Here is a 19,131-nt window from a genome sequence, read left to right as displayed (position 1 = left end):
CGGCGCTCGCAGGGCCGCTCGCAGGGCGGGCACTCCGAACCTGCCTGCTCAATCCCTGAAGACACCGAAGGCCGCGCTCCCAGCAGCAGGGGAGCACGGCCCTCGGGCACGTCAGGACGCCTGGATGGCCTCAGAGGCTGATGCGGAGCCCCGCGCCTAGCTGGAACGTCGGCGCGGGCACGGAGAAGGCCGGAATCGGCTGCCCGTCGACGACGAGCCCCTCCGGCACGTCAATGGCCAGCCGGAACTCACCGCCGCGCCGTCCGTAGTTCACCGAGCCGTACGCCTCCACCGTGAGATACGTGAGCGCCCGGTGCATGACGTTGAGCCGCGTGGTGAACGAGCGGTCCGACAGGTTGCCCAGGGTGAAGAGGTTGAAGGACGTCCGCTCCAGCGGCCCCGGCCGGTCCAGGAAGACGTACGCGGCGCCGTAGTGCCGTCCCAGGTAGAGCGGGTTGAAGGCGTCCTTCAGCAGCAGGTACGGATACCCGAACGAGCCGGTGTAGCCCGTGGAGTTGAAGAAGTACTCCACGCCCAGCACGGCCAGGTCGTTCTCCCCGTAGGGGAAGCTGTAGGTCGCGCCCGCCGTCATCTGCGGCGTGAGCCCGGATGGAATGTACGCCTCCACCTGGACCCCGTCCTGCGCGATGTCCTCGAGCGTCGTCCCCTCCGGGATGCGGTACAGCGGCCGGTCCGTGCCTTCCTTCAGCGCCACTTCGGCGTAGACATCCAGCGGCCCCAGCGGCGAGGACACGTCGAGCCCGAAGCGGGGCTTGCGTCCGTTCTGCGCCACCGCGCTGGCGCCCAGCTCCGCGGGTCCCAGCAGGACCTCCGCGCGCAGCGCGCCGCCCAGGCGGCCCAGCCGGTTGACCGGGTCGCCGCCGCCGGCCTGGGACGTGGGGCTTCCGCTCGGGTCGGTGATGGCGCCCACGTCCGTGCCCAGGTCATCCATGACGAGGATGCCGTACACGTTCCAGCCCTTGGACTCCCAGGGCACGTGCACCTTCAGCATGGACACGCCCGTGCGCAGGTCCACGAAGGCCAGCGGATCCCTGCGTTGAGGCGACAGGAAGTCGGTGGGGTTCCAGATCTGCCCGGTGCCCCACTTCACGTGCTGCTTGCCCACGGTGAAGAACACCGTGTGCTCCAAGTCGAAGCGCAGCCACGCCTGGTCCAGCAGCACGCGCGGGTTCGCCGGGGCGTCCGGCGTACTCCGGGGCGGCAGGGCGGGGTCGTAGTTCAAGCGCCCCACGACGAAGCCACGGATCCGGTCCGACGGGCGCGCGTCGAGGTAGCCGTCCACCAGCGTGGGGGCGGAGAAGGACGTCTGGCGGAGCGAGGTGTTCTCACTGCCCGCCATGAAGCCGCGCAGGTAGAACTGACCGCCAATCTTCAGCGGATCATCCAGCACGTCCTCGGTGTCGAAGGCGCTCCGGGTCGCCGGGCCGTTCAGCACGTCCGCGTCCCGGTCCCCGGCCGGCTCGGTCAGCGGCGGCTGCCGCTCCGTGGCGCCTCCGGTGGTGCCGGGGTCCACGTCCGCCGTCGGCTCCGAGCCGTCACCGCCGAAGAGGGCATCCTCGTCGGGCCGGCCCGAGTCCTCGCCCGCGGGCGTCTCCTCCTGTCCGCCTCCGAAGAGCGCGTCCTCGTCGGGCCGCTCCTCGGACTGGGCCCACGCGGGCGCGCCGGTGAGGGCCGCGGACAGCGCCGCGGCCAGGGTGAGAGTGCGCGGGGTCATCGGCTCTTGCTCTCGAGCCACGCCTTGGTGAAGAGGTTGGCTTCCAGCGAGCGCAGGTCCACCGTCTTGACGAGGATGGTGGTGGAGTTGCCCTTCTCGATGTCGTCGTAGATGCGCATCTCCTCAGGAATCCAGACGTCGTCCTTCTTTGACTCGCTGAACATCTTCTTCCAGCGGGGGTAGAGCGCCGTGCGCATCTTCCGGCCAGACAGGGCGTACTCCTCCCGCTTGAGGATGTTGCCGGACGCCTTGTCCACCCAGAGCTTGAGGACGGGGTAGGCCACATCCACGCCGGGCTTGACCTTCAGCGACAGCAGGTGGGCCGTGTACTTGCCCAGCTTCGCCTCGCCCTCGTAGGACGGGTCATACTCCTCGGCCAGCCGCGACTCGTCGAAGTCCGCGCGGCGGCTGTCGGTGCCGGCGATGCGCTCGCGCTCGGTGCGGCGCTCCCAGCGGCCCACGTTGGGGTTGTAGTTCCAGAGGTTCTTGTCCAGCCGCAGGTAGCCCTTGCCCGCCTCCGCCTTGGGCTTGGTGAAGAGCATCATCAGCTTGTCGTCCTCGTCGCGGCGGTAGACGACCAGCTCGTAGACGAGGTCCGCCTTCCCCTTCTCCTTCTGCTCCAGGTACACCATCGCCTTGTAGTCGCCGCCGTTGCGCTGGCGGTCGTCGATGGTGGCCAGCAGCTTCACCTGCTCGGCCTGCTCCAGGGCCAGGGCGGCCGGCGCGGCCAGCAGCGACACGGCCAGCGCCGCGGCGGACAGCATGTTCTTGAGGCTCATGAGTTCACCCGATGTGGTGCATCGCCGTCACCGGCTTGAGCCGCGCGGCGAGGAAGGAGGGAATGAGCGAAATGGCGGTGGTGCACGCGGTGATGAAGGCCATGGCACCCAGGATGGACGACGGGTGCACGGCCAGATTCAACGTGTCCGACATGATGAACACCGCCACCACCTCCGGGACATGCACCGCCATGGCGTTGACGGCCAGGCACAGCACCAACCCCGCGCTGGCGCCCGCCAGCGTGCCCAGCGTGCCCAGCAGGAGGGCCTCGAAGACGAACATCAGCAGCACGCGCGTGCGCTGCATGCCAATGGCGCGCAGGGTGCCAATCTCCCGGGTGCGCTCCCGGATGGCAATCCACAGCGTGTTCATGATGCCCACGCCGATGATGACCATCAGCACGAAGATGAGCACACCGGTGAGGCTGTTGAGCGCGGTGAGCGTCCAGGTGATGAAGGAGATTTCGTCCTCCCAGTTCGTGATGTCCAGCCGCTGGCCCGTCCAGGCCTCGCGGTTGACGGTCTCGAACTTCATGAAGAACGCGCGCGGGTCATGGTCCATCACCGTGTGCCCCGCGGCCGTCAGCGTCTGGCGCAGCCGGGCCTGCACCGCCGGCACGTGTTTGATGTCCTTCAGGTAGAGCAGCAGCGCGCCCGCGGTGTCGCTCTTGAACTGGTACAGCGAGCGCAGCGTGCCTGACGGCACGAAGATGCCGAAGTCGCTCAGCATGCCCATGTCCGCCGCGATGGCCACCACGCGCGCGTCCACCGTGTTGCTGGCGCCTCGCAGCGTCTGGGCGGCCAGCGTCACGGACTCACCCACCTGGACGTTCAGCTTCTTCGCCTGCTTCTCGAAGAGCAGCACCGTGTCGGGCTCGGTCAGGCCGTCCAGCGTGCCCGCGCGAAGCTGCAGCACCTGGCGGAGGCCCGGCTCGGACTGGATGTCGATGCCGCCCACGCCCACCTGCATGGAGGACGTCTCGCTCACGAGCTTGAGCCAGCCCCGGCCGCGCTGGACGGCGAACTCCAGCTCCGGCACGTCCTTGCGGATCTGCTCCAGGATGGCCGGGTAGCCCGTCACGACGGGCGCCGCCTGGCCCGCCGTCACCTTGTAGAAGCCCGCCACGTTGACGTGGCCGGTGGACAGCGTGGTGGCGGAGCGGAGCATCGACTCCTTCATGCCCGTGGACAGGCCCATGAGGATGACGAGCAGCGCGGTGACGCTGGCGATGGCGCCGCCCAGCAGCAGGGTGCGCTTGCGGTGGTTGCCGAGGTTGCGGAATGCGATGAGGAAGAGCTGGAGCATGTTCTCACTCGTCCGTCTGCATCGCCTGGAGGGGCGAGACCCGGGTCGCGAGGAACGCGGGATAGAGGGTGGAGATGGCGGAGACGCCCAGGACGATCACGAACGCCGCCACCAGGTTGCTGGCGCTCAGCGTGGGGAACAGCCGAGGGCCGGAGAAGAAGAAGTAGAGCGCTTCGTTGCCCGCGGGGATGCCGGCGCTGTTGAGCAGGGCCATGATGCCGCTGCCCACCAATGAGCCGGCCGCGCCGAACACCAGCCCCAGCACCAGCGTCTCCACCAGCACCATGCCCAGGATGAAGGAGCGCTGCGCGCCAATGGCCCGCATGGTCCCCACCTCGCGCACGCGCTGCATGGTGGCCATCATCATGGCGTTGTTGATGATGACCAGCGCCACCACGAAGATGATGAAGACGGCGAAGTAGAGCACCAGCTTCCCGAGCAGCACGAACTGCCCGATGATGCCCGCCGCCTCCTGCCACGACACCACGCGCAGCTTCAGGCCCGCGTCCTTCGCCGCCTGCCGCAGCTCCACCATCGTCTGCTCCAGCAGCTCCGGATCCTTGAGCATCACCGCCGCGCTCAGGGCCACGCCCTGCTCGATTTCCTGCTGGGTGTAGACGCGCTGGAGCAGGTTCTCACGCGTGAGCGCCCCCTGGTCACCGGTGAAGGCGGCCTGGTCGTCCACGTCGGTGGACGTGGCCTCCGCCACCAGGACGTTGTCACTGGCCTCGCCGAAGAGGGCCTCCTCGGCCTCGTCCCGGCTGAGGGCTTCCAGGCCGCTCTGCGCCTGGATCGCCGCCAGCTCCGCCTTCTTGTCCGCGGTGAGGTAGCCGTACAGGTCCCGGAAGGACATCAGGTCCATCAGGCTCAGCGCGCCGGCCATGGCGGACTTCTCCAGGCCCTTGAACTGATAGGTGCCGTAGACCTTCACGTTGACGCTCTGCATGTAGCCGGTGCGCGTGAAGGCGGTGATGGTGAGCACGTCCCCCATGCGCAGCCGGTAGAGCTCCAGCAGCGGCGCCAGCTCTGAATAGAACTGGGCGTAGCGGGTGTCGAAGTTGGCGTCGTCGGTGGTGAAGAACTGCGTCAGCAGCGTGTCCAGCGCGGGCTCCTGGCTGCCCAGCATCTTCTGCAGCCGCTCCACCATCTTCCGCGTCTTGACGGGGTCCAGCTGGAAGATGATCTCCCGCGTCTGTACCTGGTTCTCCTTCACCCAGCGCTGCAGCTCCGGGTCGGTGGCGATGCGCTTCTGGTTGAGCTCCCGCTCCTGCTTGATGTGGTCCAGCCGGAGCGCCGACTTCATCTTGAGGAACTCTTCGTAGAAGAACTTGGACAGCAGCATGCCGCGCTGGCCGGTGGGCACCGGCTGGCCGTCCACAATCTCCATTCGGTCGAAGGTGCGCTGGAACGCGTCCAGGTCCGTGCCGGCGTAGCGCAGCTCCAGCATGTCCCCGTCCGGAATCTGCGGGGCGATGCGGTTCTCCAGGAGCTCCAGCGAGGCGTACGGGTCCTCCTCGAAGGCGTCCCAGAACGCGTCCGTGCGCGCCTGGGCGAGCGCCTTCACCTCCGCGGGGTCCTTCTGGGCACCGCCCAGCTCCTGCTCGCTCCTGGCCGTCTGGTCGGCCATCAGGTCGACCATCTGCCGGACGTGCCCCTTGACGCTGTCGATGCTCTCCCTCAGCTCGGGCGTCTCACCGGCCTCGTCGCGCTTCTTGTAGAGCTCGCGCAGGTTCGCCAGCGTCAGGTCCACCGTGTTGCCGGAGGTGATGATGGCGCCGCTGGTGCCCAAGGGCACCACCGTCTTCACGTTGGGGTGCTTCTCCAGGAAGGGCCGCAGCTGGCTGAAGTCGTCCAGCGCCGCCAGGTCCGGCTCGCCGCTCATGCTGCCGTAGAGGGCCAGCGGGTCCTTGGAGTCATCCGAGTAGACCTGGAGGTGGCCCGCGACGCTGCCGATGATGCTGCGGCTCATCGCGCTGTCCATGCTGTCCATCAGCGCCCCGCCCACCACCACGAGCAGGGTGCCGAAGAAGATGATGCCGCCGATGAGCAGGTTGATCTTGCTGGAGAACAGGTTGCGGAAGGCCACCTGCAGCAGCAAACGGAGCTGTCCCATGGTCAGTGGCCTCCAGCGGCCATGACGCGGCTGGCCTCGGCGGCGCTGATGCGGTCCAGGAACTTGCCGTCCGCCAGCCGCACCACGGCGTTGGCGTGGCTCATCACCTTCGCGTCGTGCGTGGAGAAGATGAAGGTGGTGCCCTCCTTCTGGTTGAGCTCCTTCATCAGGTCGATGATGTTCTGGCCCGTCACCGAGTCCAGGTTGGCCGTGGGCTCGTCCGCGAGCACCAGCTGGGGCCGCGTGACGAGCGCGCGCGCCACGGCCACGCGCTGGCGCTGGCCACCGGACAGCTCGTTGGGCCGGTGTTTGGCGTGGCTGGCCAGGCCCACCTGCTCCAGGAGCTGCATCACCCGCTCCCGGCGCTGGGCCTTGTCCAGCTTGCGCTGGAGCAGCAGGGGGAACTCCACGTTCTGGAAGACGCTGAGCACCTGCACCAGGTTGAAGCTCTGGAAGATGAAGCCAATGGTGTTGAGGCGCAGGTTCGTGAGCTGGCGCTCGGTGAGCTGCTTGGTGTCCTGACCGGCCACCCGGACCACGCCGCCGGTGGCGGTGTCGACGCACCCGATGAGGTTGAGCAGCGTCGTCTTGCCGCTGCCGGAGGGCCCGGCGATGGAGATGAACTCACCGGCATGGACTTCCAGATCCACGCCCCGGAGCGCCGGGACGACCACCTTCCCCAGGGTGTAGTCCTTGGTCACGTTCGTGATGGAGACGATGGCGGACTGCGAAGCGGTGGGATTCATGCGGTACGTCCTTTCGGAGTCTTGTCGGGGCGTGGCGGACGGGGGGCATGCGCTGCGCGCCACCGCTCGGCGATGCCTGTCAGCTCGGCCTTGTAGAAATCACAGAAAGCGGACGCTTCTCGCAAGCTGCGATTTCCAGCGAGGCGCGGTACCGCGAGGGCTTCGGAGCAGATGCGGGCGAAGGCGCTCAGCGACTCCTCCGCGACGCGCAGCTTGCCCTCCCAGCCCTGGGAATGGATGACGTAGTAGTGCTGCCGGTCTCCGGGAACGCTGGCCGGTTCCACCAGGCCCATGTCCGCGCAGGCGCGGAGGTTGGTGGACACCGAGGCCGCGCTCACCTTGAGCAGCTCGGCGATTCGCTTGTTCGACAGGGGCTCGCCCGCGAGCATCAGCAGCGCATAGATGCGCCCGCCAATGCGCGTCCCGCCCCGCCGCTCGAAGTACAGTCCCATCGCTTCGATGAAGCGGTGCTCGGCCCTGTCCAGATCCTTCATGCCCGCGCTCCACGCCTCGCCGTGCCGGGCATCCCGTGGTGGGACGCGTGGCGGCCGGGTCGGTGGGCAGGCATTTAGGCGGCGGACTTCGTTCAGTCAATACTGAATGGACTGTACGGTGATGCAGGTATGACGGCGCCGGAGGTCCGCGCGCGGCATGGCGCCAGGGCCCACAGCCGGGTGGCGGCTGCGGGCCCTGAGTTCCCCATCATGGGGTGCGGTCCTGACATGCCCGTGGGTGGGGCATCAGTACGTGTCGGGCGAGGTGTTGGAGCCCGTGTCCGGGTTCAGGGTGCTGTCGTCTCCCGCGCCGCCGGTGCCTTCGTGCTGCTCCACGCCGGAGCCGCCCATGTCGCTGTCCTGGTTGATGGACGAGTCGGGCGTCAGCGCCGGGTCACCGGCGCCGCCCGTTCCCGAGAGGGAGATGCTCTTGGCGACGTTCTTGGTCTCCTTCACCTGGTAGCTGGCGCGAATCTCCTGGCCAGGGCGCAGGTCCTTGGCCTTCTTCAGGGTCGGGTCGCTGAAGGTGGTGCTGCGGTCGACTTCCAGGGGGACCACCGCGCCTTGCATGTCGACGAAGATCTTGTCGCTCTCCGCCTTCACCACGCGGCCGTTGAGCTCCTTCTGGCCCATGTTGGCCTGCTGGCCCATGGTGCCGGAGCCGCCCATGCCCGGCTCCGCGGGCGTGGCGGTCGTCTCGCGTTCGATGGTGGTGGTGGTGTCCTTCTGGATTTCGGTCTCACCCACCTGGCCGGAGCCTCCCTGCGCCGCCGACGAGTCCTTCGGCTTGTTCTCGTCGTTGTTGGCCAGGGCGGTACCGCTTCCAAGCATGGCGATGGTGGCGAAGACGCCAACGAGCTTCTTCATGGAAATGCTCCTGTGGTTGTTGTGAGTGGGCGGGGGCTGCGACGTCCCCCGTTGGAGAAAACCTAGGTGCGCTTGTTGAAGCGGACAGGGCTTGCCCACCCCCCTGCTGGTATGGCCGTTCGCTCTCCTGGCGGTGGTCCGGGGGCCGCGCGCGTCGTGGGAAGAGCGGAGCGCCTTGTCGGCAGCGGGGCTTTCCCTTACCGTCGGGGGCCCAGCGCCCACTGGCCAGCCTGGCTGGTGGCCCGACAGGAGACCGTCTCCGCGATGCCCCCGACCGCCAAGCCGTCCCAGACCGCGCAGGACCTCCCCGCGCCCTCGTTTCCCGCCATCGAGTCGCTGCTCGAGGCGGCCTCCGTGGAAGAGGTCCGTGGCTTCTTCGAGGGAGTGAAGACGGGCCTCACCGAGCTCAAGGGCCCCAAGGTGGAGCAGGGCAAGAAGGCCCAGGCCGCCATTGGCCGCGCGGAGGAGCTGCTGGAGATGCTGGTGGAGACCCGCGAGCGGCTGATCGCCGAGTCCAAGGGTGGCAAGGGCCGGAAATGACGGTGGTTTTGCCCCGGAGGCGCTTTTTTTCCGGGGTCAGGCAACCGGCGGCCCCCCCCGCCGATAATGCAAGAGAGAGCATCCTGAGCATCGGTGATCTCTGACCTTTCCGCTGGAAGCAGCGCCTGGAGGAAGCAATGGCGAAGATCGACAACATGATGGGCCCGAACGTTCGTCTCTCGACCAACGTCACGACGGCGCGGCAGACGCCGGACACCGGTTTCGGCGCGCGGCTTCACAACGGTCTCAACAGCGCCGCCAGCGCCGTGGGCACGGGTGTGGGCGCGATGGCCGGCATGGTTCCCGGCGGGCAGATTGTCTCCGCCGCCGTCTCCTCGATGCACACGTTCTCCGCGACGGGTGGCTCGGGCATGGGCGCGCCGTACGCGGGCGTGATGAACACCGCGGTGGCGGGCAACCTGAGCGGCGCGGTGGCGCCGGCCGGCGGCGGTGTCGTCGCGGGCGGCGGCCTGGGTGGCGCGGTGGCGGGCTCCGGCTCGCCGCTGGGGCTGGGTGCGCAGGGCTCCGGCAGCACCACGGACACCGTCAATGGCAACTTCTCGCTGAACAAGATGGCCGAGGAGAACTCCAAGCTCCTGAACCTGCAGGCCGCCATCCAGCAGGAGTCGCAGACTTTCACCGCGATCTCGAACGTGATGAAGTCGCGCAACGATACGATCAAGAACTCCATCGGCAACGTCCGCTAACCGCGGGCGTCGTCGCCCCAGGGAGCGTGCATGGCGGACACCTCGGAGATTTCGAACAGCCTCGTCCCACTCGGACGCCAGCAGGCCAGGGTCCTGCTGGAGGCCGGTTACCTGTGGCTCGACATGGGCCACTTCGACAAGGCGAAGGAGATCTTCTCCGGGGCGGCCGCGCTGATGCCCCGGAGTGAGGTGCCCCAGCTGGCGCTGGGCGCGGTGGAGTTCTCGCAGGGCCGTCATGACAAGGCCCTGCAGGCCTACCGCGTCGCGCAGCGCCTGGCCCCGCAGTCCGCGCTCCCGCGGGCGCATGCGGGTGAAGCGCTGCTGTTCATGGGGAAGGTTCCCGAGGCGCTCAAGGAGCTGAAGGCCGCCATGGACCTGGATCCCGACGGGGACGGTGCCCGCCTGGCGCAGTCCCTCATCCAGGCCAAGGAGGCGGGAGTCCTGCCTCCGGCGAAGACGTAGGACGGAGGTCACGGCGATGGCTGTCGGCGGTGTCGGACGAGGCGGTGGGAAGGGCCGTGCGGGTGGCGCGAAGGGCCCTGCCGGCGCGGCTCCGGCGGGTGGCGCCAGCTTTGGTGGCCGGGTGGACCGGACGGAGTCTCTTGTCGGGCCCTCGGGTCTGGTAGGCTCCAGCAATGTCCAGGGCCCCCAGGCCGCGGATCCGGTGGCCTCCCAGGCGGTGGCCATTGCCCGGAAGCTGAAGAATGGGGGCTTCAAGAGCAAGGAAGAGGCGACGCAGGCCCTGGTCGCCGAAGTCCTGAAGGAGAAGCTCCGAATGAAGTCTTCTTCCCTCACCAACAAAATCGCAGACGCGCTCCAGGATGATCCGCGGCTGAATCAGGTCCTCGAGCGGCTGTGGTCTAAGGCCGAGTGAGCGGCGCTTGGCTCTGGGCGACGACAGGCAGGTCATCCTCGAGAAGTACGGCCCCTACGTCCGGTCGCTGGCTGCGACCGTGCGCAAGCAGTTCAATGCCCAGCTGGAGCTGGATGAGCTGCTGGCCTACGGTCAGATAGGCCTCCTGGAGGCCGCCGAGCGGTTCGATCCGAAGGTCGGGGCCAACTTCCTCACCTTCGCGCACTACCGCATCAAGGGCGCCATCTTCGACGGTCTGCGGAAGATGGGCGTGCTGCGCGGTTCGGACGCCCGCAGCGCCTATGTGGGAGAGCGGGCGGCGGCGTATCTGGGAAATCTTTCGGATCGTGAGGCCGGAGCAGGCAACCGCGGCAGCTCATTCGACGATGATGTGAATGACATCTCGGATGCGGTGACGGGGTTGGCGATGGTTTTCGCCACCAGCATCGAAGGCGCGGACACGGCGGGTTACACCGACGAGTCGCTCCCCGTCGACATCCGGATGGAGCAGGAGCAGCTGAAGACGCGGGTGCGGGCGGCGATCGAGAAGCTCCCGGAGAAGGAGCGCAAGCTCCTGATGGGGTACTACTTCCAGGGCAGGACGCTGGAAGAGGCGGGAGCGGAGATAGGACAGTCGAAGAGCTGGGCGTCGCGGCTGCATGCGCGAGCAATCGACCGGCTCAAGGAACTCTTGAACGAGGAGGAGGAACTCCCTCCTTCTCCGACGGATGCAAGGAGGGTCTCACATGGCGGGTCCGATGGCCGGAGTCTCCGCGGCGCAGGTCGCCCAGCAGAAGCTGCAGGATCAGGGCGCTCAGCAGACGAACAAGCAGGGCGCGTCGAAGTTCGACGGAGTTCTCGCTGACAAGGCGCAGGGCGCCGGTCAGGTGGACGCGGCCCAGCAGGTGAACAAGGCCCAGGCGGCGCAGGCCACCCAGCGCACGGATGCCGTGCGTCAGGTGGAGAGCGTCACCAAGACGGAGAAGGCCGCCCTCAACAAGGTGCACGGTGCCCAGGAGTCGGTGACGACCAAGGCGGCCGAGCCCGTGGTGGCCAAGGCGGAGGCGTCCAAGTCGTCCAAGGCGGGCGACATGATGACGCAGATCGTCGGTGACCTGGAGAAGGGCCAGGTCAACCTGGAGCACATCATCAAGCAGGCCTCCAGCGGCAAGGCGTTCTCCAACGCGGAGCTGCTGTCGCTCCAGGCCTCCATGTACCAGTACACGCAGCAGCTGGACCTGACGAGCAAGGTCGTGGAGAAGGCGACCACCGGCCTGAAGGACGTCGTCAAGACCCAGGTGTAGGCCTCAACCCCGGTTCCCCGGCGACGCGGCCTTGAGAAGGGCGGTCCCTCCCTCTACGAGCGGGAGGGGGCGCCCTTCCGCGTTTTTCGGGGGCCTAGTAAGCTCCGACCCGCCCATGATTCGCCGACCGCACGCGTTTGCCGCCTCGCTTCTTGCCCTCCTCTTCCTGACGGGCTGCCACATCGAACTCCAGCACGCGCTGAGCGAAGCGGACGCCAACGAAATCTACGTCCTGCTCAGCAAGAACGGCATCACCGCCAAGAAGGAAAAGGAAGAAGGCGGCAACGAGGTGCGGTTCATGATCACCGTGCCCAAGGCGGATGCCGCGCAGGCGGCGGAGCTGCTCAAGCTCAACTCGCTGCCGCGGCCGGTGGAGAAGGGCCTGGCCCACTTCTCCAAGGGCAGCATGGTGCCCACCGCGACGGAGGAGCGCGCCATGCTCCTCAAGGCGATGGGCGGCGAGGTCTCCAATGCGCTGAATCAGATTGATGGCGTGCTGGAAGCGCGCGCCATCGTGATGATTCCGGAGAACAACGACCTGGCGCAGCCGGAGAACAAGCCGATGCCCTCCGCGTCGGTGTTCATCAAGTACCGCCCGGGCGAGGGAGGCAGGCCGCCCATCGACACCGCGGTGGTGCAGCAGTTCGCGGCCACCGCGGTGCCGGAGCTGAAGGCCAGCGCGGTGACGGTGCTGATGACGCAGGCCCTGCCGCCGTCGGCGGAGACGGACTCGGAGAGCCGCCTGCAGGACGTGCTGGGGCTGCGCATGACGGCGTCCAGCGCCAGCCAGTTCAAGGTGATGTTCGCGGGCGCCTTCGTGCTGGTGCTGGCGATGCTGGGCCTGACGATGTGGACCTTCATGCGCGGCGGCTCCACCAGCGCCCCGGCCACGCGCACTGGCGCGCGCGCCCGCGGTCGTCCTCCCGAGGCCTGACGTCACCGCCCCTCACGGTGGGGCTTCCCTCCCTCTCCCAGCGGGCGTCCGTGGGGCCCGAGAGGTGACGTTTGGACTCGTTCTTCACCTCGCTCAACAAGCGCCAGAGCATGCTGCTCCTGACGGCCGTGACGTTCTGCGGCCAGGAGAGCCTCGGCGCCTTGGAGCACCTTCCCGAAGAGGAAGGGGCGCTCCTGCGTCATCGCGCGCAGGAGCTGCTTCAGATTCCGCGCGAGAAGCGCATCCCCGCGCTGGTGCAGGAAATCAAGCGGCTGGTGAAGGACCGCCGTGGGCAGCTCTGGAGCGCCGAGCCGGAGCGGCTGGCCGCGCTGCTGCAACGTGAGCGGGGCGCGCTGGTGGAAGTGGTGCTGCGCGCGCTGCCGGGCACGCTGGCGGAGGCGGTGCGCGCGCATCTGCCGCCCTCGCGCGTGAAGCTGACCCGTGAGGTCCGGCCGCAGGTCCTGGACATCGTCCGGTGGAAGCTGGAGGAGCTGCTCGCGCGCGAGGTCGCGGGCCAGCAGGCCGCGGGCTTCAAGTTCGCGGACGTGCTCCAGCTCCAGCAGCGGGAGCTGCTCACCATGTGCGACCGGTTGGGCGCGCGTGTGCTGGGGCCGGCGCTGGCGGGCCTCCCGGACGCGGAGCGCGAGGCCATGCTGGAGCAGCTGCCGCCGGACCTGAAGCTGCTGGCCACCAAGGCCGTGGCGGCCAACGCTCCGCGCAAGCTGCCGGAGGAGGACGCCCGGGCGCAGTTGGAGCCGCACGAGGGCCTGACGCGGCCCGCGGTGGCGCTGCGCAGCGCGGGGGCCCAGCGCCTGGCGCGCGCGTGCGTGGCGCAGTCCCCGGAGTTCGCCGCGCGCATGCTGGAGAAGTACCGCGGTGAGTTCGGAAGCCTGCTGGCGAAGTGGGTGCGCGAGGAGCGCGTGCGTCCCACCGCGCGGGGCGACGGCGGCCGGACCGACATCGTGATGGACCTGGAGCGGCTGGCCACGCGTGGCCTCATCGAGCGGCCGGTTCGCCTGGCGACACCGCCTCCGCCGCGTCAATCCGCGGTGCTTCCTCCGCCACCGGGAGCCCGGAAGGCGGCCGCGGCGGCGGCGCCACCCGCGGCCAAGGCGGCGGCTCCTGGTGGGGCCGCGCCTGCTGGGTCCGCGCCCGCTGGGGCGCCAGGTGCCGGGCGGGATGTGCCGACGCGTCCGCCGGTTCGGGGAAAGGCCCCGGGGGCGGCTCGCCCGGGGGCGGGAGCACCACCGGCCCGGCGGGACTTCATGGCGGAGCGGGCGGCGCGGAACGCGGGCGTGTTGTCCTCGCGTGAGCCGTCCCGCGTGGCCACGCCCGCGAAGCGGCAGGATGGCTCCGCGGTGCAGCGGATGCCGGCCCGGCGTGAGCCCGCGAAGGTGGGCGGCGCGGGGGCTCGTCGTGAGGGTGAGGGGCCTGATACGCGCCCGCCGCGCGCGGATCCAGAGGGCGCGCGCATCGGTCCGCCGCCTTCGCGGCTGGGACAGCGCGGCGCTCGGCCTCGCCCCCAGGACCCCGACGCGCTGTCCGAGCGTGAGCGCGCGCGCGCCGCCGAGGGTTCCCGGGTGCATTCGCGTCCGCCGGAAGAGCGCTCCCGGGTGGCCGAGGGGTCGCGGGTCCACGCCGCGGGCCAGGATGAGCGTTCCCGGGCGGCCGAGGGCTCGCGGGTCCATGCCCGCCCCGTGGACGAGCGCTCCCGCGTGGCCGAGGGCTCGCGGGTCCACGCCAGTGTTCCAGACGAGCGCTCCCGCGTGGCCGAGGGCTCGCGGGTCCACGCCCGCCCCGCGGACGAGCGCTCCCGGGTGGCCGAGGGCTCGCGCGTCCAGGCGCGCCCCGCGGACGAGCGCTCCCGGGTGGCCGAGGGCTCGCGCGTCCAGGCGCGCCCCGGCGATGAGCGCTCGCGCGTCGAGCCCCGGGGGCCGCAGCGCCCGGCGGAGGAGCCGCCCCGGGCCGCTCGGATGAAGCTCCGTGCGGCGGACCCGGAGCGGGAGGACTCGGAGGTCTCCCGGGTGTTCCGCTCACGCTCGTCCGGTGCCCAGGGAGGCGGCCGGGCCCGGCCCCCCGAGGCGGAGCCGGCGCCGGAGCGTCCCCCCCGGGTGCTGGTGGGGCGGGCCATCACCTCGCCGTCCCTGGCGCCCATGCCCAAGCCCCGGAGTGAGGGCACGTCCGTCCAGCGCCGTCCCCGCTCTCCGTCGGGTACCGACCGTCCTGTGCCTCCTGGTGCGGGGGGACGTGGACCCAAGGGCGGAACGCGCTAGCATCCGGCCCGCAAGGAGCGGCCCATGGCGATCGGCAAGGTGATTCGAGGTGATGGGACGGCGGAGCCGGCGCACGCGCCCGAGCGTCCCGTGCTGCGGCCTCCCCGCGCGGGGGTGATGAACGCCGAGGTCTTCGAGGCCCGTCAGGGCGCGTCGGCCATCCTGGAGGAGGCGCAGCGCGAGAAGGAGCGCATCCTCGCGGAGACGCAGCGTGAGCGCGAGGAGCTCCTCGCCAAGACGCGTGAGCAGGGCCGTCAGGAGGGCCTGGCGCAGGCCACCGAAATCATCCTCCGCGCGAAGATGCAGGCGGGGGAGGTGCTGAGCGGCCACGAGCAGGACGTCATCGCGCTGTCGCTCAAGATGGCGGAGAAGATCATCGGCCGGAGCCTGGAGAAGGACCCGGAGCTGATGGTGGAGCTGTGCGCCGTGGCCATCGAAAACCTGCGCAGCGCCCGCTCCATGATTCTGCGGGTCCACCCGAAGACGGCGGCCGTGCTCCGCGCGAAGAAGCCCGTCCTGATGGAGCTCATCGGCCGCGCGGTGGACCTGGCCATCAAGGAGGACCCCGAGGTGGCCCCCGTGGGCTGCATCGTCCAGACGGAGTTCGGCACGGTGGACGCCCAGCTGCCCACGCAGCTGGAGATGCTCCAGAACATCCTGTTGCCGGACACCGCGCGCAAGGAAGGGCCGGCGTGAGCCGGAGCGTCAAGGGACACGCCCATGGCCATTGACCTCTCGCGGTACTTCGACCTCATCAAGGAAGCCCAGGTCGTGCGCGTGCGCGGCCGCGTCACCGAGCTGACGGGCCTCATCATCAAGGCCAGCGTGCCCAACGTCCGCGTGGGCGAGCTGGTGCTCATCAAGAGCCGCAACCGCGGCGCGGTGAAGGCGGAGGTGGTGGGCTTCCAGGGGGATGAGGTGATGCTCATGCCCCTGGGCGAGCTGCACGGCATCGGTCCGGACAGCGAGGTCATCCCCACCGGCAAGCCGCTGAGCATCAAGTGCGGAGAGGCCCTGCTGGGCCGCGTGCTCAACGGCATCGGCGAGCCCATGGACGGCCACCCGTTGCCGGACGAGGGCCTCATCGACTGGTCCGTGGACCGCGACTGCCCGGACCCCTTCACCCGCCAGCGCATCGAGCGGCCACTGCCCCTGGGCGTGCGCTGCATCGACGGGCTGCTCACGGTGGGCGAGGGCCAGCGCGTGGGCCTCTTCGCCGGCTCCGGCGTCGGCAAGTCCACGCTGATGGGGCAGATTGCCCGGAACACGAAAGCGGACCTCTGCGTGGTGGCGCTCATCGGCGAGCGTGGCCGCGAAGTCCGTGAGTTCATCGAAGACGCCATGGGCGAGGAGGGCATGAAGCGCTCCGTGCTGGTGTGCGCCACCTCCGACCAGCCCAGCCTCGTGCGTCTGCGCGCGGCCTACGTGGCCACCGCCATCGCCGAATACTTCCGCGAGCGCGGCGGCAACGTGCTCTTCATGCTGGACACGGTGACGCGTCTGGCGCGTGCCCAGCGTGAAATTGGCCTCGCCGTGGGTGAGCCCCCGGCTCGTCAAGGTTACCCGCCGAGCGTGTTCTCCATGCTGCCGCGCATCCTGGAGCGCACGGGCAACTCGGACAAGGGCAAGTGCACCGCCATCTACACCTGCCTCGTGGCCGGCGGTGACATGGAAGAGCCCATCGCCGACGAGGTCCGCGGTATTCTCGACGGTCACTTCATCCTCAACCGCGCCCTGGGTGAGCGCAACCAGTGGCCCGCGATGGACGTGCTCGCCAGCCTCAGCCGTGTGATGAGCGGCATCGTCTCCAAGGACCACAAGAAGGCGGCGGGACGGCTGCGCGAATTGCTCTCCACGTATGAGAAGCAGCGTGACCTCATCCTGCTGGGGGCCTACCAGTACGGGACGGATCCCCGCACGGATCAGGCCATCGACAAGTACGACGCCATCATCGACTTCCTCAAGCAGGACACCCACTCCAACTCCGGGTTCGAGGAGACGGTGGAGCAGCTGATCGCCCTGTTCGACGAGTAAGGCGCCGGCCAGGGGTGCGCGGCGGGGATTCCGGGTTAGGATGGGGCCAACATGCCCCCGTACCGGTTGCAGGCCCTGCAGGACATGCGCGCCCGGGCCAAGGAAGAGGCGGAGCAGGCCTTTTCCTCCGCCATCAAGGCGCTGGAGAAGGAGAAGGCGGAGCTCCAGCGTCTCATCGACGACCTGGAGCAGCGCAAGCGCGAGCGCAAGGCGAAGGTGGCCGCCTACTTGAAGGAGGTCATGTTCAAGGGTTCCGGCATCAACGGCATGAACATGATGAACCGCTTCGAGGAGCGCCTGAAGGACGAAGAGGCGCAGGTGGCGCTGGAGGTGGAGCGCCAGCGGGAGGCCGTCAAGGTGGCCGAACGGCTGGTGGAGCAGCGCCGGCGGGAGATGGCCGAGGCGGCGAAGGAGCTGAAGGCCATCGAGAAGCACCGAGAGAACTGGCAGAAGCAGGTGAAGTACGAGCGACAGCAGCGTGAGGAACTGAACCAGGAGGAGATTGGCAACGCCTTGTTCCTGGCGCGCCAGCGCAAGTAACCTGCGCCCTCCCCATCCCCCTGGAATGACGTCATGAGCCGAGTTGACGACGACCGCGAAGCAGCGCGCATGGCCGAGCGCCTCCTCCAGGAGAAGAAGCTCGCCGAGGGTCAGGCCAAGAAGCGCCAGGAGGGGGCCTCCGCCTTCCAGCGGCTGATGCAGCAGTCCCAGCAGCCGCCCCCATCGCCGGGCCCGGCGCCCGCGCAGCCCCAGCAGCAGCAGGGCGGTCTTGCGCGCGCCGTGCTCGCGCGAGCCACGCAGCAGGGCAAGACGTTTGGTGAGCGGGTGCAGCAGGAGCAGCAGCCCGGCATTAAGGAGCTGGCCCAGCCACAGGCCCAGGCCCAGGCCCAGGGAATGGCCGCGGAGGCCCGGGGCGGCTCGCGCGCGTCGGACTCCCGGGATGCCCGGCGCACTGACGAAAAGCGGACCTCCGATAGCCGGGAGAAGGACCTGGGCAAGGCGGAGTCTTCCCTGGGACAGGTCAGCTCCGAGCGCGGCGCCGCCATCCGGGCGAACGCGGATGCTGGCGGCGGCAAGGGCAGCGGCGGCGGCAAGGACAAGAAGGAAGGCGGGGCGGAGGCCATGGCCCCCGGCTTCCGCTTCAACCCCGCGCTGATGGCGCCGGTGCCCGTGGCCAAGCCCAAGGACACCGCGGGCTCGGAGCGCCTGCGGGCCCTGGCCACCGAGATTGCGCAGAAGATTGTCGACCGCGTCCGCGTGGGCACCAACGCCGCGGGCAACGCGGAGTTCCAGATTGATTTGCGGGGCGACGTGCTCAGCGGCCTGTCCATCAAGGTCAGCGCCCGGAACGGGAAGATTTCGGCCACCTTCAGCGGCAGCAACCGCGAGGTGCTCAAGCAGCTCGAGGGGGCCAGCGAGGGACTGCGCTCCGCGCTCAGTGGCCGTGGGCTCCGGCTTGAAGACGTCCGCTTCGAGGCGAAGGCATGAGTCTCGAATCCGAGGACGAAGGACCGGGCGTCCATGAGCGCACGATGCTGGTGGACCTGCGCCAGCTCCGGCCTTCGCGTCAGGAGCCGCCCCGGGAATCCCTTGCCTCCGAGGAGCCCACCGCCAGCGAGGAGCGGCGCTGGCGGCCCTTCGCCTTCAGGAACCTGGAGAAGGTCTCCCGGGCCCAGGGGCTGCTCGCGGAGCGCTTGCGGTGGCTGACGCCCGCGGAGGGCACGGCGGTGGCCGTGGCGGCCCGGCTCAAGGAGGTGTTCGACGCGGAGGTGCGCCTGACGGTGGAGTCCGTCCAGGTGCGGCCCATGGCGGAGCTGCGGCGCTTCCTGGGTGACCCCACCTTCCTGGCGGTGCTCGCGCCCGGGGCGCTCCAGGGCCGGGCCGTGCTGGAGGTGGAGCTGGCGCTGGCGCACGTGGCGGTGGACCTGCTGCTGGGCGGCGCCGGGGAGACGGTGGGCCTGAGGCCGCTGACGGATATCGAAGAGGGCGTGATGGCCTACGTCGTCCTCGAGGGACTCAAGCTGCTGGTGCCGGGGCTGCAGGCGGCGGTGCCGCGCCCCCGGCTGGACGGCGTGGCGCGGGGCGTGGACGAGGTCTCCGCGCGGCTGGGGGATGACGGCCCCATGCTGGCGGTCCACCTGCACGCGACGCTGGGGCCGCACAGCGGCATGGTGCGGCTGGTGGTGCCCGCGGCGGTGCTGGACGCGGCCGAGCCGGCGGTGGAGAGCGCGCAGCGGCGGGCCCGGGGGAAGGCGGACCTGGAGGCCTTCGCGAGCCGTCTGTCGGCGGTGCGCAGCTGGCTGCGCGCGGAGATTGGCTCGGCGGAGATTTCCGGCCAGGACCTGGCGAGCCTGCGGGTGAAGGACGTGCTGCTGTTGGACGCGCTGTCGGCGCGCCCGGACAAGGGCGAGGCGGGCACCGCGCGGCTGCGGGTGGGGAAGGGGAC

20 protein-coding genes are annotated in these 19,131 nt (G+C 69.4%); 13 read left to right on the top strand and 7 right to left on the bottom strand.

Annotated features, from left to right (window positions below):
- Positions 1-130: 130 nt before the first annotated feature.
- The 7 genes from HV824_RS12710 to HV824_RS12680 form a co-directional block, all read right to left on the bottom strand.
- On the bottom strand, positions 131-1,735 hold the full coding sequence (locus tag HV824_RS12710; RefSeq protein WP_176423377.1) for a hypothetical protein: 1,605 nt from the start codon (positions 1,733-1,735) through the stop codon (positions 131-133).
- Positions 1,732-2,514, bottom strand: a complete 783-nt coding sequence (locus HV824_RS12705) for an outer membrane lipoprotein-sorting protein (RefSeq protein WP_176418338.1) — start codon at positions 2,512-2,514, stop codon at positions 1,732-1,734. Before HV824_RS12705 ends, HV824_RS12710 begins: the two co-directional genes overlap by 4 nt.
- 4 nt (positions 2,515-2,518) lie before the next feature.
- On the bottom strand, positions 2,519-3,820 hold the full coding sequence (locus HV824_RS12700; protein WP_176418339.1) for an ABC transporter permease: 1,302 nt from the start codon (positions 3,818-3,820) through the stop codon (positions 2,519-2,521).
- A gap of 4 nt (positions 3,821-3,824) precedes the next feature.
- Positions 3,825-5,933 carry an ABC transporter permease gene (locus HV824_RS12695; RefSeq protein ID WP_176418340.1) on the bottom strand — a complete coding sequence of 703 codons (2,109 nt, stop codon included), beginning with the start codon at positions 5,931-5,933 and terminating at the stop codon, positions 3,825-3,827.
- Positions 5,934-5,935: 2 nt separating this feature from the next.
- Complete coding sequence (locus HV824_RS12690) at positions 5,936-6,679, bottom strand: ABC transporter ATP-binding protein (RefSeq protein ID WP_176418341.1); 744 nt, start codon at positions 6,677-6,679, stop codon at positions 5,936-5,938.
- A complete protein-coding gene (locus HV824_RS12685; protein WP_176418342.1) occupies positions 6,676-7,173 on the bottom strand; it encodes a GbsR/MarR family transcriptional regulator in 498 nt (165 codons plus the stop codon). Before HV824_RS12685 ends, HV824_RS12690 begins: the two co-directional genes overlap by 4 nt.
- A gap of 246 nt (positions 7,174-7,419) precedes the next feature.
- The gene (locus HV824_RS12680; RefSeq protein WP_176418343.1) at positions 7,420-8,040 is read right to left on the bottom strand and encodes an RNA-binding protein; all 621 of its coding nucleotides are present in this window, start codon (positions 8,038-8,040) and stop codon (positions 7,420-7,422) included.
- Between the two features lie 264 nt (positions 8,041-8,304).
- Here HV824_RS12680 and HV824_RS12675 point away from each other — a divergent pair, with 264 nt between their 5' ends.
- From HV824_RS12675 to HV824_RS12615, 13 genes are all read left to right on the top strand, one after another.
- Positions 8,305-8,580, top strand: a complete 276-nt coding sequence (locus HV824_RS12675; RefSeq protein WP_013939013.1) for a hypothetical protein — start codon at positions 8,305-8,307, stop codon at positions 8,578-8,580.
- A gap of 137 nt (positions 8,581-8,717) precedes the next feature.
- Positions 8,718-9,287 carry a hypothetical protein gene (locus tag HV824_RS12670; protein ID WP_163779344.1) on the top strand — a complete coding sequence of 190 codons (570 nt, stop codon included), beginning with the start codon at positions 8,718-8,720 and terminating at the stop codon, positions 9,285-9,287.
- A 30-nt stretch (positions 9,288-9,317) separates the two neighbouring features.
- Positions 9,318-9,749 carry a tetratricopeptide repeat protein gene (locus tag HV824_RS12665; protein WP_013939015.1) on the top strand — a complete coding sequence of 144 codons (432 nt, stop codon included), beginning with the start codon at positions 9,318-9,320 and terminating at the stop codon, positions 9,747-9,749.
- A 16-nt stretch (positions 9,750-9,765) separates the two neighbouring features.
- Positions 9,766-10,161, top strand: coding sequence for a hypothetical protein (locus tag HV824_RS12660; RefSeq protein WP_176418344.1), 396 nt, complete (start codon positions 9,766-9,768; stop codon positions 10,159-10,161).
- 7 nt (positions 10,162-10,168) lie between these two features.
- On the top strand, positions 10,169-11,005 hold the full coding sequence (locus tag HV824_RS12655; RefSeq protein ID WP_176418345.1) for a sigma-70 family RNA polymerase sigma factor: 837 nt from the start codon (positions 10,169-10,171) through the stop codon (positions 11,003-11,005).
- On the top strand, positions 10,899-11,444 hold the full coding sequence (locus HV824_RS12650) for an ATP-dependent helicase HrpB (RefSeq protein WP_255207991.1): 546 nt from the start codon (positions 10,899-10,901) through the stop codon (positions 11,442-11,444). Before HV824_RS12655 ends, HV824_RS12650 begins: the two co-directional genes overlap by 107 nt.
- A gap of 115 nt (positions 11,445-11,559) precedes the next feature.
- Entirely contained in the window at positions 11,560-12,378 is an 819-nt protein-coding gene (locus HV824_RS12645; protein WP_176418346.1) for a type III secretion protein, read from the top strand.
- A 71-nt stretch (positions 12,379-12,449) separates the two neighbouring features.
- A complete protein-coding gene (locus tag HV824_RS12640) occupies positions 12,450-14,651 on the top strand; it encodes a hypothetical protein (RefSeq protein WP_176423376.1) in 2,202 nt (733 codons plus the stop codon).
- 24 nt (positions 14,652-14,675) lie between these two features.
- Positions 14,676-15,347 (top strand): FliH/SctL family protein, encoded by a 672-nt coding sequence (locus HV824_RS12635; RefSeq protein WP_176423375.1) that lies wholly within the window; start codon positions 14,676-14,678, stop codon positions 15,345-15,347.
- 24 nt (positions 15,348-15,371) lie between these two features.
- Entirely contained in the window at positions 15,372-16,685 is a 1,314-nt protein-coding gene (sctN, locus tag HV824_RS12630; RefSeq protein ID WP_176418348.1) for a type III secretion system ATPase SctN, read from the top strand.
- Positions 16,686-16,736: 51 nt separating this feature from the next.
- Entirely contained in the window at positions 16,737-17,225 is a 489-nt protein-coding gene (locus HV824_RS12625; RefSeq protein WP_176418349.1) for a flagellar assembly protein FliH, read from the top strand.
- 33 nt (positions 17,226-17,258) lie between these two features.
- Complete coding sequence (locus HV824_RS12620; protein WP_176423374.1) at positions 17,259-18,173, top strand: flagellar hook-length control protein FliK; 915 nt, start codon at positions 17,259-17,261, stop codon at positions 18,171-18,173.
- The coding region (locus HV824_RS12615; protein ID WP_176423373.1) for a YscQ/HrcQ family type III secretion apparatus protein at positions 18,170-19,131 on the top strand (962 nt) is incomplete at its 3' end. The genes HV824_RS12620 and HV824_RS12615, both read left to right, overlap by 4 nt.

This window comes from Myxococcus sp. AM009, from assembly GCF_013372605.1.
GTDB classification, from domain to species: Bacteria; Myxococcota; Myxococcia; order Myxococcales; family Myxococcaceae; genus Myxococcus; species Myxococcus vastator.
This window is presented reverse-complemented; position numbering and strand designations above follow the sequence as displayed.

Excerpts from the sequence above, each read along its gene's own strand:
- HV824_RS12650 (WP_255207991.1), top strand. The coding sequence starts at position 10,899 with ATGGCCGGAGTCTCCGCGGCGCAGGTCGCCCAGCAGAAGCTGCAGGAT.
- HV824_RS12670 (WP_163779344.1), top strand. The coding sequence starts at position 8,718 with ATGGCGAAGATCGACAACATGATGGGCCCGAACGTTCGTCTCTCGACC.
- HV824_RS12710 (WP_176423377.1), bottom strand. The coding sequence starts at position 1,735 with ATGACCCCGCGCACTCTCACCCTGGCCGCGGCGCTGTCCGCGGCCCTC.
- HV824_RS12680 (WP_176418343.1), bottom strand. The coding sequence starts at position 8,040 with ATGAAGAAGCTCGTTGGCGTCTTCGCCACCATCGCCATGCTTGGAAGC.
- HV824_RS12645 (WP_176418346.1), top strand. The coding sequence starts at position 11,560 with ATGATTCGCCGACCGCACGCGTTTGCCGCCTCGCTTCTTGCCCTCCTC.
- HV824_RS12705 (WP_176418338.1), bottom strand. The coding sequence starts at position 2,514 with ATGAGCCTCAAGAACATGCTGTCCGCCGCGGCGCTGGCCGTGTCGCTG.
- HV824_RS12690 (WP_176418341.1), bottom strand. The coding sequence starts at position 6,679 with ATGAATCCCACCGCTTCGCAGTCCGCCATCGTCTCCATCACGAACGTG.
- HV824_RS12695 (WP_176418340.1), bottom strand. The coding sequence starts at position 5,933 with ATGGGACAGCTCCGTTTGCTGCTGCAGGTGGCCTTCCGCAACCTGTTC.
- HV824_RS12685 (WP_176418342.1), bottom strand. The coding sequence starts at position 7,173 with ATGAAGGATCTGGACAGGGCCGAGCACCGCTTCATCGAAGCGATGGGA.
- HV824_RS12700 (WP_176418339.1), bottom strand. The coding sequence starts at position 3,820 with ATGCTCCAGCTCTTCCTCATCGCATTCCGCAACCTCGGCAACCACCGC.
- HV824_RS12635 (WP_176423375.1), top strand. The coding sequence starts at position 14,676 with ATGGCGATCGGCAAGGTGATTCGAGGTGATGGGACGGCGGAGCCGGCG.
- HV824_RS12625 (WP_176418349.1), top strand. The coding sequence starts at position 16,737 with ATGCCCCCGTACCGGTTGCAGGCCCTGCAGGACATGCGCGCCCGGGCC.
- HV824_RS12620 (WP_176423374.1), top strand. The coding sequence starts at position 17,259 with ATGAGCCGAGTTGACGACGACCGCGAAGCAGCGCGCATGGCCGAGCGC.
- HV824_RS12660 (WP_176418344.1), top strand. The coding sequence starts at position 9,766 with ATGGCTGTCGGCGGTGTCGGACGAGGCGGTGGGAAGGGCCGTGCGGGT.
- sctN (WP_176418348.1), top strand. The coding sequence starts at position 15,372 with ATGGCCATTGACCTCTCGCGGTACTTCGACCTCATCAAGGAAGCCCAG.
- HV824_RS12665 (WP_013939015.1), top strand. The coding sequence starts at position 9,318 with ATGGCGGACACCTCGGAGATTTCGAACAGCCTCGTCCCACTCGGACGC.
- HV824_RS12675 (WP_013939013.1), top strand. The coding sequence starts at position 8,305 with ATGCCCCCGACCGCCAAGCCGTCCCAGACCGCGCAGGACCTCCCCGCG.